Source organism: Nitrospirillum amazonense (genome assembly GCF_007828045.1).
GTDB classification, from domain to species: domain Bacteria; phylum Pseudomonadota; class Alphaproteobacteria; order Azospirillales; family Azospirillaceae; genus Nitrospirillum; species Nitrospirillum amazonense_C.
This window is the reverse complement of record NZ_VITN01000001.1, coordinates 60804-72718: the sequence shown is the minus strand read 5'-3', so window position 1 is coordinate 72718 and position 11915 is coordinate 60804. Positions and strand designations below refer to the sequence as shown.

General features: G+C 68.8%; 10 protein-coding genes. 8 read left to right on the top strand and 2 right to left on the bottom strand.

Annotation, left to right across the window (positions count from 1 at the left end; genetic code table 11):
* Positions 1 to 153: 153 nt before the first annotated feature.
* Positions 154 to 1740 (bottom strand): sodium:solute symporter, encoded by a 1587-nt coding sequence (locus tag FBZ89_RS00295; protein WP_145748050.1) that lies wholly within the window; start codon positions 1738 to 1740, stop codon positions 154 to 156.
* Between the two features lie 203 nt (positions 1741 to 1943).
* Positions 1944 to 2666: an SH3 domain-containing protein gene (locus tag FBZ89_RS00290; protein WP_211115050.1), complete on the bottom strand. Its 723-nt coding sequence runs from the start codon at positions 2664 to 2666 to the stop codon at positions 1944 to 1946.
* 264 nt (positions 2667 to 2930) lie between these two features.
* On the opposite strand from FBZ89_RS00290, the gene FBZ89_RS00285 reads away from it, so the two are divergent.
* From FBZ89_RS00285 to FBZ89_RS00250, 8 genes are all read left to right on the top strand, one after another.
* Entirely contained in the window at positions 2931 to 3380 is a 450-nt protein-coding gene (locus tag FBZ89_RS00285; protein WP_145748049.1) for a lysozyme, read from the top strand.
* 179 nt (positions 3381 to 3559) lie between these two features.
* The gene (locus tag FBZ89_RS00280) at positions 3560 to 4543 is read left to right on the top strand and encodes an SGNH/GDSL hydrolase family protein (protein WP_186457107.1); all 984 of its coding nucleotides are present in this window, start codon (positions 3560 to 3562) and stop codon (positions 4541 to 4543) included.
* 5 nt (positions 4544 to 4548) lie between these two features.
* Positions 4549 to 5949 carry a GDSL-type esterase/lipase family protein gene (locus tag FBZ89_RS00275; RefSeq protein WP_145748047.1) on the top strand — a complete coding sequence of 467 codons (1401 nt, stop codon included), beginning with the start codon at positions 4549 to 4551 and terminating at the stop codon, positions 5947 to 5949.
* Between the two features lie 10 nt (positions 5950 to 5959).
* Positions 5960 to 7405: an MBOAT family O-acyltransferase gene (locus FBZ89_RS00270; RefSeq protein WP_145748046.1), complete on the top strand. Its 1446-nt coding sequence runs from the start codon at positions 5960 to 5962 to the stop codon at positions 7403 to 7405.
* A 13-nt stretch (positions 7406 to 7418) separates the two neighbouring features.
* Positions 7419 to 7760: a hypothetical protein gene (locus FBZ89_RS00265; protein WP_145748045.1), complete on the top strand. Its 342-nt coding sequence runs from the start codon at positions 7419 to 7421 to the stop codon at positions 7758 to 7760.
* Positions 7761 to 7857: 97 nt separating this feature from the next.
* Positions 7858 to 8352 (top strand): winged helix-turn-helix transcriptional regulator, encoded by a 495-nt coding sequence (locus FBZ89_RS00260; protein ID WP_145748044.1) that lies wholly within the window; start codon positions 7858 to 7860, stop codon positions 8350 to 8352.
* Positions 8353 to 8562: 210 nt separating this feature from the next.
* A complete protein-coding gene (locus FBZ89_RS00255) occupies positions 8563 to 9657 on the top strand; it encodes a glycosyltransferase family 4 protein (protein WP_145748043.1) in 1095 nt (364 codons plus the stop codon).
* A 29-nt stretch (positions 9658 to 9686) separates the two neighbouring features.
* Entirely contained in the window at positions 9687 to 11855 is a 2169-nt protein-coding gene (locus tag FBZ89_RS00250; protein WP_145748042.1) for an amylo-alpha-1,6-glucosidase, read from the top strand.
* Positions 11856 to 11915 lie beyond the last annotated feature (60 nt).

The following is an 11915-nucleotide window of genomic DNA, read 5'->3' as shown; positions in this document are numbered from 1 at the left end:
CCTTGCTTCCGGCCTCTTGGTGCTCCCCTGGGCGCGGATGATAGCAATCGGGCCCGCGTCCCCGCAATGCGCGTCGCGACTCCGGCTCTTTCAGATCCGGGCGGCTGGTGCCGGCCGGCAACACGCGCAGCGGATCGCCCATGGGCCGGCCCCTCAGCGGAAGGTGTAGACGATGGCGGCGGTGGCGGCCAGCAGCAGGCCGGCCAGCACGCGGTAGTTGCGCCAGAACGGCTCGTGCGCCAGCCGGGCGGTCTCCTCACGGAAAAAGGCCGGGGTCCAGACCAGGCCGGCCGACTTTTCCGCCGCGTCGGGGGCGGTGGCCAGGCTGACCACCACCAGCACCGCGGCGCACAGCATGAACAGCAGGGGGGCGACGTACAGGAAGTGGATGCTGACCACGTCCAGCACGGTGTTGGCCACGAACAGGGCCGCCCCGCCCAGCACGCCTGCGGCGATGCAGGCGGCGGCCCCGGCGGCGTTGGCCCGGCGCCAGAAGATGCCCACCAGGTACAGCGCCATCACCGGCGGCACGGCATAGGCGATGATGACCTGCAGGTACTGCCACAGCGACCCGAAATGCTCGATCTGCGGCGCCCAGGCCATGGCCGCCCCGGCCATGACCAGCGTGGCCAGGCGCCCCACCCGCACCAGGGCGGCGCCCTGCATCTCTGGCTTCCAGCGGCGCACGAAGTCCATGGTGAACAGGGTGGACGCGGAATTGAAGGTGGAGGCGATGGACGACATCAGCGCCGACATGAAGCCGGCCACCGCCAGGCCCACCAGGCCGGCGGGCAGCAGGCCGAACAGCAGGGTGGGGAACACCAGGTCCGGCGACTTCAGGTTGGGGTACAGCAGGATGGCGGCGGTGCCGGGCAGCACCATCAGAAACAGCACCGGCAGCTTCAGCGCGCCGGCGAACAGGCTGCCCCAGCGGCCATGGTTCTCATCCTTGGCCGACAGCACGCGCTGCACCATGAACTGGTTGGTGCACCAGAAGTAAAAACCCAGCAGGGGCACGCCGGTCAGCAGGCCGGGCCAGGGCACGGCCGCGTCGCTCAAGGGGCGGATCAGCGACAGCTTGGCCGGGTCGACGGCGCCCATGACCGCGTCCCAGCCGCCGGCCTTCAGGAAGGTGCGCACCGCGATGATGGCGGACGCCGTCAGCAGCAGCACGGCTTGGATGGTCTCGGTATAGATCACGGCGCGCAGGCCGCCGGCGATGGTGTAGATGCCGGCGGAGACGGCCAGGACGATGACGATCTGCCACAGGGGCACGCCGGGCAGCAGCAGCTTGAACAGCAGCGCGCCGCCGTAGAGGGCGCTGGCCGTGTCCACCACCAGGTTCAGGAACAGGGTCAATCCTGAGAAATAGCTGCGCGCCAGGCCACTGTACCGCCGCTCCAGGAACTCCGGCAGGGTGTAGACCTTGGACCGCAGCAGGAAGGGCAGGAAGAAGACGCAGAAGAACACCAGGACGGCCGCCGCCATCCATTCGTAATTGTAGACCGAGATGCCGGTGCCGTAGGCGGCGCCCGCCAACCCGATCAGCGTGGTGGACGAGATGTTGGAGGCCAGCAGGGCCAGGCCGATGACGGGCCAGGTGGTGCCGCGCGACGCCAGGAAGAAATCCTCAGTCGAGGAATGGCGGCGGGCCAAGTACAGCCCCAATGAGACGATACCGATGAGATACACCGCCACGATGGCGTAGTCGACCCAGGCCATGCCTGCAACCGGCACCATACGTCCCCCCCTGTCCCTTGATTTCCCTGCGCTTGTAAGGCGTTGCGCAGGCTTCGTCCATGGGCCGGAACCCCAGCCACCTCGTCCTTCATGGCACAGGAGGGGGGGCGAACCACAACAAGAATTCGTATGCGGCCCAGGGGGGGCGGCCTGATGTGAAAAGGGCGGCCCTTAACGAGCCGCCCAAATCAAGGTGGGAATGTTCAGCGGTGCGGACCGTGGTCCCCGTCGCCCCGGTGGTCGCCCCCGTGGTGGTCGCCCCCGGGACCGCCCCCGGGACCGCCCCCGGGACCGCCATGATGGTCACCGCCAGGACCGGGACCCGGACGGCCAGGGCCGGGGCCGTCGTGATGGTCGCCCGGTCCGGGGCCAGGGCGGCCGGGCCCGGGACCCGGACGGTGGTCGTGGTCCCACCGATCCCAACCGGGCCGGCCTGGGCCCGGACCGGGGCGGAAGTCGTGGCCGGGGTGGTAGATGGGCCGGGGCGGGGGCAAGCGCTCCCACCGGTGCCGGTCCGCGAACCACGGCCGGTCACGATAGTAGCGGCCCCAATAGTCGTTGAACGAGAAGGTGATGATGGGCAGGCCGATCACGCCGCCGTACTGGGGCAGGTACACGCGCTGGCCCTGGTAGGGGTACATCAGGCTGCCGCCATAGAGCCAGCCGCGATAACCCTGGAAATCCACGTCGCACCACGACCACCCGGCCAGGCAGCCGTAGACGTTCAGGGACACCCCGGGCGGCAGGCTGGCGATGGCCGGATAACCGCCACCCGGACCGGCACGCAGGATGGTGCCGCTGGAGGTGTAGGCATATTCCGCCTTGGCCGCGACGGGCAAAGCCACCAGGGCGGTGAACATGGCCGCCGCCATACGGGCGCGCCCCCCAGGGGTGCGATGAAGGCGGGGCAGGCGCAGACGGAACATGATGTGAGCCCTTTCTCTGAAGGCCGGTACTTCCGGGGTTACCCCATCCGCGCCGGGCGGGGCGGCGGGACCTTAAGGGACTGATAATACGGTACCGATACTCTCCCCCCAATGTGCCCAAAGGATGGCGGTCTAAAGGCGGAGATTTGCAACCGTTTAGGCAAATTGACGCCCGCGGGCTCGGCTTTCCGGTGGGGTGACGTGCAGGGCAGGGCTATAAAGGCAAGCCTGAATTGTACTTCCTGATGTGGGGATTGAGTGGGAATGACCAGGACTGTGAACGCCGCGGGTATCGCCTTGACCGAACAGTCCGAGGGACTGCGACTGACCGCCTATCTCTGCCCCGCCGGCCGCCTGACCATCGGGTATGGCCATACCGGGCCCGACGTCACGCCGGGCATGACCATCACCCAAGACCAGGCCCAGAACCTGCTGGCCCAGGATTTGGCCACCGCCGGCAACGGGGTGGGCACGGCGGTGACGGTGCCGCTGACCGACAACCAGTACGCCGCGCTGACGGATTTCGCGTTCAACCTGGGTGTCGGCGCCCTGACCCAGTCCACGCTGTTGCGTCTGTTGAACCAGGGCGATTACGCCGGCGCCGCCGAACAGTTCCTGGTCTGGGACAAGGCGACGGTGAATGGCCAGCTGGTCACGCTGCCGGGGCTCGCCGCCCGCCGGCAGAAGGAACAGGCCCTGTTCCTGACGGCTTGATCCATAGGCGTTGGAGCTATCCCCAGCCGGCGCGTGACAGGCGCCGGGACTCCCGGTATGACGATGCGGGCGGCTGTATTGACGCCGTCCGCGCCACCCTCTTGGGATTCATTAGGTTCGGCAGTCAGGGGCCCTCGATGAACCGCCGGTTCGTTATTGTTTTTAGTGCATTTTTCGGTTTGACCGCAGCCATCGCCCGTGCCGAGCCGGTGGCCCCGCCCGCGGCGATTCCCCAGACGCCCGCCACCCCGGCTGGCGTCACGATTTCCGTCTATGGCGATTCCTTGGCCGATGGGGTGTGGAGCGGCCTGTACGAACGGCTGAAATCCCAGCCGCAGACACGGCTGATGCGCCATTCCCAGCTGGGCGCCGGCCTGACCCGGCCTGATTATGCCAGCTGGCAGGCCGAGACCGCCCGCCAGATCGATGAGGCGGGGGAGGGCGGCTACGCCGTCATCATGTTCGGCGCCAACGACATGCAGGGCGTGCGCGACGAGAACCGCAAGGGCTACCTGTTCAAGTCGCCGGGCTGGACCAACGTCTACACGCAGCGCATCGACTGGCTGCTGCAGACGCTGAAGGAACACCACGTCACCACCGTGTGGGTGGGCCTGCCCGTCATGCGGAAGCCGGAAACGAACGACGACGCCAAGTTCATGACCGGCCTCTATGAAACCGAAGCCGGCAAGTACGGCGCCGTGTTCCTGCCGCTGTACCAGGACTATCTGGACGCCGACGGCAACTTCATGGCGCGGGTCGATGACAGCCGCCAGAAAAGCCAGCAGCTGCGGTCCGACGATGGCATCCACTTCACCGGTTATGGCTATCAGCTGGTGGCGGGCAAGGTGCTGACCCGGCTGCAGCTGGCCGGGGCGCCGGCGGCCAAACCGGCGGTCAAGGCTGCGTCCGCCACCCCGCCGGCCCCCGCCCCGGTCGCTTCAGCGCCGGCCCCGGCCCCGGTTCCAGCGAACGTTCCGGCGGTCACGCCGGCGGCCGTCACCTCCACCCCTTCCGACGCCCCCATCGCCAAGCCCATGCCGGCCGACCTGCCGGCCAGCCAGCCCATGAGCCAGCAACCCGGTGCCGCCACGGGTGCCGCGGCCGGTTCGTCCATCGGCTCTCGCGGCCGGGTGCTCATGGCCACCCCGGCGCGGCAGCTCTGACCTCCATGCGCCGCCGTCTTGCGTCCCTCAGCCTGATGCTGGCCGCCCTGGCGGCGTGCAGCGGCGCGCCCGCCGGCCCTTCGGCCTCCCCCGTGCCCAAAGGGGCCACCCAGGTCGCCGCTACCGGGACCCTGCCGTCGGCGCCGCCGGCCCGTGCGCCCTCGCCCTATGACGGCAATCCGGGCTTTGAACGCCTGTTTCAGCGGCTGGCGGCCATCGAGGCCGGGCATGGCGGCACGGTCGACATCCTGCAACTGGGCGACAGCCACACCGCCGGCGGCGTCTTCACCACCCGCCTGCGCGACGCCCTGCAGGAACGCTTCGGCTCCGCCGGGCCGGGCTACATGCCGGCGGGCAAGCCCTACATCGGGTCGCGCCGCGCCGACGTGGCGGTGACCCAGGAAGGCAAGTGGCAGTACTTCAACAGCCTCAGCGACACCCCGTCGCCGGGCTGGGGCATGACCGGCTTCGTCGCCCGCAGCCGCGCCCGCGGGGCGGCCATTGCCGTCACACCCAAGGATGGCTTGGGCTTCGACATCGCCGGCGTCACCGTGGTGCGGCAGCCGGGCGGCGGCGACCTGCTGGTGCTGATCGACGACCGGGTGGTGAAGCAGATCCCCACGCAAGGGCCCGCCGGCCAGGCCGATTGGGTCACCCTGCCCACGGCGGGACAGGCGCAGCAGCTGAAGCTGGTGGCGGCGGACGCCCGGCCGGTGGACATCGCCGGCTGGTCGCTGGACCGGGCCAAGCCGGGCGTCGTGTTCGACAGCGCGGGCGTGGTCGGCGCGCGGCTGACCACCATGGACCGCTGGAACCCTGAGACGGTGGCGCTGGAACTGGCCAGGCGCAAGCCGGACCTGGTCATCCTGGCCTATGGCACCAATGAGGGCTTCGACCGTGACCTGGACCTGTCCGCCTACCAGGAACGCTTCAAGGCGGCGCTGCGCCGGCTGAATGCCGGGCCGGTGGCCGTGGTCGTCCTGGGTCCCCTGGACGGCCAGGCGGAATCCGCCGCCTGCAAGAAGGTGGCGGACAAGGATGCCGTCTTCCCCTGCCAGGATACTCCGCCGCCCCTAGGGAAATGCGCCTGGTACACGCCCACCATGCTGGGGCGGGTGCGGGCCCTGCAGGCCCAGGGCGCCAAATCCGGCGACTATGTGTTCTGGGATTGGTCACAAATGATGCCGGGGGCCTGCGGCATGGACCGTTGGGTGCGCCAGGCCGTGCCCCTGGCCCGGGCCGACCATGTGCACCTGACGCCGGAAGGCTACACCCTGACGGCCAACGCCTTCTTCGCCTGGCTGATGGACCAGTACCAGGGCTATATCCAGCCCGGGGCCGTGCCGCCTCGCCCGGTGGTGGCCGGGCGCCCCGATGCGGCCGCCGCTGCCTTGGCCGGCCGGTGAGGGAACCCCCATGCTGTTCCCCACGCTGAACTTCGGCCTGTTTTTCCTGATCGTCTTCGCCGCCGCCTGGGCGCTGGTGCGCTTCCCGCAGGGGCGCATCGCCTTCCTGTCGGCCGCCAGCTACGTCTTCTACGGCTGGTGGGATTGGCGCTACCTGTTCCTGCTGGGCGGCAGCACGCTATTCAACTACCTGGCCGGACACGCCATCGTGCGCCAGGGCAGCCCGGCCCGGCGCAAGCTGGCGGTCTCCCTGGCCGTGGCCGTGAACCTGGGCGTGCTGGCCTTCTTCAAGTACGCCGACTTCACCAGCCACGCGGTGAACGACACCGCCACCCTGCTGGGCCTGCCGGTGCGGCTGGGCTTCCTGGACATGGTGGTGCCCGTCGGCATCTCCTTCTTCACCTTCCACGGCATCTCCTACCTGGTGGATCTGTACCGCGGCACCTTGCGGCGGCCGGCCAGCCTGATGCACCTGGTGCTCTACATCTCCTTCTTTCCCCAGTTGGTGGCGGGCCCCATCGTCCGCGCCAGCCACTTCCTGCCCCAGATCGGGGAACGGCCGGATCCGGACGACATCCGCGCCACCCGCGCCTACCTGCTGATCATGGGCGGGCTGTTCAAGAAGGTGGTGGTGGCCAACTACCTGGCGACCGACCTGGTCGACGCCGTGTTCATGGACCCGGACCGCTACGGCGCCCTGGATCTGCTGCTGGCCACATACGGCTACGCCATGCAGATCTATTGCGACTTCAGCGCCTACACCGACATCGCCATCGGCCTGGCGGCGCTGCTGGGCTTCCGCTTCCCACAGAACTTCGACCAGCCCTACCGGTCGGGCTCCCTGCGGGAATTCTGGCGGCGTTGGCACATCTCACTGTCGTCGTGGCTGCGCGACTATCTCTACATCCCCCTGGGCGGCAACCGGGGCGGCACATGGCGGCATTGCCGCAACCTGATGATCACCATGCTGCTGGGCGGCCTGTGGCACGGCGCCAACTGGACCTTCGTCATCTGGGGCGCGCTGCACGGCGGCATGCTGGTGACGGAGCATCTGGTGAACCGCCTGCGCGCCATCACCCTGGGGCAATGGGAGGCGCCGCCCCTGCGCGGCTGGCGGCGGGTTCTGGCCATCGTCGCCACCTTCCACTTCGTCTGCTTTACCTGGATCTTCTTCCGCTCGCCCACGCTGGAGGTGGCGGGCCACTTCCTGGCGGGCTTCGGCCGGTGGCACGTGCTGCCCACCGCCGCCACGCCCCTGACCCTGCTGCTGATCGCCGGCACCCTGGCCAGCCAGTTCCTGCCCGCCGACCGCCTGGCGCGCATCGAGGATGGGGTGCGCCGCCTGCCGGCCGCCTTCCTGGGGCCTGCGATGGGCGCCGCCGTGGGCCTGGCCGTGGTGCTGATCCAGGCGTGCGCGCCCGAGGGCGTCGCGCCCTTCATCTACTTCCAGTTCTGAGGGGGGCCGCGACATGAACGCCATCCCGACCCGCCGCCTGTCAGCCCCCGCCGAGGCGACACCCGCGCCCCCGCCCGTGCGCCCCCGCTACAACCCGGTCGAGGTGATCGAGGGGGCGGCCCCCTCCCGCCTGCGGTCCGTGGCCCTGTCCCTGGCGGCGGCCACCCTGGTGGCGCTGGTGCTGGGCGCCCATCCGCTGGCCGATTGGGTCAACGGCCTGCCCATCAACCCGGTGACCGACCGGCTGTCCGGCTGGGTGCAGGCCTGGCAGGACTGGATGGACGCCATCGGCGCCGGGCGCCTTTACACCGGCCTGCAGGCCCTGTTCCGCTGGTTCCAGGGCTTGAGATTCTAGCCCACGCTGGTCGCGACCCCTTGCGCAGCCCACTGCGGCGGCCTTACACTTGCACCATGAAAGTCGCGGATGCGCAATCCGCCGCCGAAGGCTCGCCATGCAGCGTAAAAGTTTCGAGGACCTGACCTGCCCCATCGCCCGCAGCCTGGAACGGGTGGGGGAGTGGTGGAGCATCCTGATCCTGCGCGACGCCTTTCACGGCATGACGCGCTTCGACCAGTTCCAGAAAAGCCTGGATATCGCCCCCAACATGCTGACCCGCCGCCTGACCGCCCTGGTCGAGGCCGGGCTGATGGAAAAGCGGCAATACAGTGAACGCCCGCCCCGGTACGAGTATGTGCTGACCGAGCGGGGCCGCGATTTCCGCGAGGTCATGCTGGCCCTGCTGGCCTGGGGCAATCGCCACTTCGCGCCCGAGGGACCGACCGTGCAACTGGTCGACACCCAGACGGGCCAGCCCGCCGACATGGTGCTGGTGGACCGGGTAAGCGGCAAGCCCGCCACCAGCCGAGATTTCCGCCTGGCGGCCGGCCCCGGCGCGGACGATGCCATCCGCCAGCGCTATGCGCCCAAGGCCAAGCCCGCCGCCTGACCGCCCGGCAGCAGGTCTAGGCCGAAAGGCCCAGGGTGCGATGGCGCGTCAAATTCGGGCGGTGGCCTCGCCCCCATGCCCTATTCATTAAGAATTATGGTTGCTACCACCAACCGATGATACGGTTGCGCCGGTCCCTTTGGCGGCGCACCATCAATACTCATGGGTGTGCGTGCCAATTTCCATCATCGATTTAGGGAATTACCGTCGATGAAGATTGCGCAAATCGCCCCGCTGTATGAGACGGTGCCGCCAACATACTATGGTGGTACTGAAAGGGTTATATCTTATCTCACGGATGAGTTGGTGGACCTGGGTCATGACGTGACCCTGTTCGCCAGCGGGGCCTCCCAGACCAAGGCCAGGCTGGTGCCCATGCGGCCCAAGGCGCTGTGGCTGGATGGCGCGCCATTGAAGTCGCCGGTGGCGGCCCACCTGGCCATGCTGGAGCAGGTGCGGGCCCGCGCGGATGAGTTCGACGTACTGCATTTCCACCTCAGCCATTTCATGCACTTTCCCTTCTTCAAGGAATGTGCGCAGCGCACGGTGACCACGCCGCACGGCCGCCTGGACTATGTTGACCTGGCGCCGTCCTACGGGCTTTGGCCGCGCTACCCCATGATCTCCATCTCGGACCGGCAGCGGCGGCCCCTGGCGGATGCCAACTGGCTGGCCACCGTCTATCACGGCCTGCCGCTGGACCTGTACCGCCCGCCGGCGGGCCGGCCGGGCGGCACCGGCAACTACCTGGCCTTCCTGGGCCGCTTCTCCCGCGACAAGCGGCCGGACCGTGCCATCGAGATCGCGGAGAAATCCGGCCGGCCGCTGAAGATGGCGGCCAAGGTGGGGGACGACGACGGCCCGTATTTCAAGGAACACGTCGAACCGCGCATCGACGGCCGCGCCATTCAGCACGTCGGTGAGATCGACGACGCCGGAAAGCCCGATTTCCTGGGCGACGCCGCCGCCCTGCTGATGCCCATCGATTGGCCGGAACCCTTCGGCCTGGTGGTGATCGAGGCCTTCGCCTGCGGCACGCCCGTCATCGCCTGGAACAACGGCGCCATGCCCGAGATCATCGACCAGGGCGTGACCGGCTTCGTCGTCGATACCATCGCCGACGCCGTGGACGCCGTTGAAAAGGTGCGCACCCTGGACCGCGCCCGCATCCGCGAGGTGTTCGAGCGACGCTTTTCCGTCGCGGCCATGGCGCGCAACTACGTGGCCGCCTATGAGGCCTTGCTGAAGGGCGGCGGGGCCGCCGGCCTGCCCGGCGACCGCGCCGTCGCCGCCCCGTCGCCCTGATCCCACCGGCCCCGCGAGACCAGACCCCCATGGCAGCCCTCGACGAACGACAGTTGGACCCGGCCATCGGCCTGGCCGGCCCCGACGGCAGCGGCCCGCGCGAGACCTTCAAGCTGTTCGCGCTGAAGCACGGCGATTGCTTCGTCGTGGCCGACGCCCATGGCGACATCCAGGGCCAGGGCGATGGCCTGTTCGTGGACGACACCCGCATCCTGTCCCGCTATCAGTTGCGCATCGGCGATAAGGAACCGTCGCTGCTGGGCGCCTCGCTCAGCGAGGACAACATCCTGTTCACGGCCAACAGCACCAACGTGCCCATGCCCGCCCCCGGCGGCGGCATGACCCTGTGGGGCGTCATCCATATCGAGCGCACGCGCATCCTGTGGCAGAATCGGCTGTATGAGCGGGTCACCCTGTCCAATTTCGGCAGCAGCGACATCGTCGTGCCGCTGACCTTCAATTTCGCCGCCGACTTCCGCGACATGTTCGAGGTGCGGGGCTCCACCCGCCAGCTGCGCGGCCGCACGCATGAGGCCCAGCTGTCCGGCGACGGTGTGACGCTGAGCTATGAGGGCCTGGACCAGGTGACCCGCCAGTCCACCCTGTCCTTCAGCCAGGCGCCCGACCGGTTGCAGGGTGATCGCGCCGTGTTCAACATCAACCTGCCCAAGCGCCGCGACCATGTCCTGTACATCGAGGTGGGGACCGAGCGGACGGACACGCCCAGCCGTGTGCGCTTTCGTGCCGCCGCGGTGCGGGCGCGGCTGGAGATGCGCACCAAGCGTCGTCGCGGCGCCAGCGTCTACAGCTCCGGCCGGGTGTTCAACGACTGGCTGGCGCGTGCCCAGGCGGACACCGCCCTGCTGACGACGGAATTGTCCACCGGCCCCTACCCCTATGCCGGCATCCCCTGGTTCTCCACCGCCTTCGGCCGCGACGGCATCATCTCCGCCTTGCAGATGATGTGGCTGAACCCCCGCCTGGCGCGGGGGGTGCTGGCCTTCCTCGCCACCCACCAGGCCACCGAGACGGCACCCTTCAGCGACGCGCAGCCGGGCAAGATCCTGCATGAGACGCGCAAGGGGGAGATGGCGGTGCTGCGCGAGCTGCCCTTCGGCCGCTATTACGGCAGCGTCGACACCACGCCGCTCTACATCTACCTGGCCTCGGTCTATGCCGACCGCACCGGCGACATGGCCTTCATCGACCAGCTGTGGCCCTCGCTCTGCGCCGCCGCCTCATGGATGGAAGGGGCGGGCGACCAGAACGGCGACGGCTTCGTCGACTACCAGCGCGCCGAGGAATCCGGCCTGGCCAACCAGGGCTGGAAGGACAGCTTCGACAGCATCCAGCATGCCGACGGCAGCCTGCCGGAGGGGCCCATTGCCCTGGTCGAGGTCCAGGGCTACGTCTACGCCGCCTATTGCGGCCTGGCCCGCCTGGCCAAGCGGCGGGGGGAGGACGCGCAGGCCGCCTATTGGCAGCATCGGGCCGAGGCCCTGCGCCAGGCGGTGGAAACCCATTTCTGGATGGAGGACATGGGCTTTTACGCCCTGGCGCTGGACGGCAAGGGCAGGCCCTGCCGCGTGCGCGCCTCCAATGTCGGGCATCTGCTGTTCGTGGGCCTGCCCTCGCCGGAGCGGGCGCACCGCGTGGCGGATCAGCTGCTGGCCGGCGCCTTCCACACCGGCTGGGGCATCCGCACGCTGGCGGACACCGAGGTCTGCTTCAACCCCATGTCCTACCACAACGGGTCCGTGTGGCCGCACGACACCGCCATCTGCGCCGCCGGCCTGGCGCGCTACGGCGTGCGCGGGGGGGTGGTGAAGCTGATGAGCGACACCTTCGAGGCGGCGGTGCGCTTCGGCATGCGCCTGCCCGAGCTGTTCTGCGGCTTCCCCCGTGAACAGGGGGAGACGCCCATCGCCTATCCGGTGGCCTGCGTGCCCCAGGCCTGGGCCGCCGGTTCCGTCTTCATGCTGTTGCAGGCCTGCCTGGGCATCGAGGTTGACGGCTGGCGGGGGGAAATCCACGTCAACCGGCCCAAGCTGCCTATCGGTATCGATCAACTGACCGTGCGCCGCGTGACGGTGGGGGAACACACCGTCGATCTTTTCTTCCAGCGCATGGGGGGGCAGGTCATCGCCTCCATTTCAGACCACGAGGAAGGCCTGGTGCCGCTCATCGTCCGCTCGTAAGGGCCGACAGGTCTAGGGCGATGGGACCAAGGAACCGGCGGACACTCCGCCACGGTCTTA

Coding starts and splice junctions, on each gene's coding strand:
- FBZ89_RS00275 (WP_145748047.1), top strand. CDS start 4,549: ATGCGCCGCCGTCTTGCGTCCCTCAGCCTGATGCTGGCCGCCCTGGCG.
- FBZ89_RS00270 (WP_145748046.1), top strand. CDS start 5,960: ATGCTGTTCCCCACGCTGAACTTCGGCCTGTTTTTCCTGATCGTCTTC.
- FBZ89_RS00265 (WP_145748045.1), top strand. CDS start 7,419: ATGAACGCCATCCCGACCCGCCGCCTGTCAGCCCCCGCCGAGGCGACA.
- FBZ89_RS00285 (WP_145748049.1), top strand. CDS start 2,931: ATGACCAGGACTGTGAACGCCGCGGGTATCGCCTTGACCGAACAGTCC.
- FBZ89_RS00250 (WP_145748042.1), top strand. CDS start 9,687: ATGGCAGCCCTCGACGAACGACAGTTGGACCCGGCCATCGGCCTGGCC.
- FBZ89_RS00295 (WP_145748050.1), bottom strand. CDS start 1,740: ATGGTGCCGGTTGCAGGCATGGCCTGGGTCGACTACGCCATCGTGGCG.
- FBZ89_RS00290 (WP_211115050.1), bottom strand. CDS start 2,666: ATGTTCCGTCTGCGCCTGCCCCGCCTTCATCGCACCCCTGGGGGGCGC.
- FBZ89_RS00255 (WP_145748043.1), top strand. CDS start 8,563: ATGAAGATTGCGCAAATCGCCCCGCTGTATGAGACGGTGCCGCCAACA.
- FBZ89_RS00260 (WP_145748044.1), top strand. CDS start 7,858: ATGCAGCGTAAAAGTTTCGAGGACCTGACCTGCCCCATCGCCCGCAGC.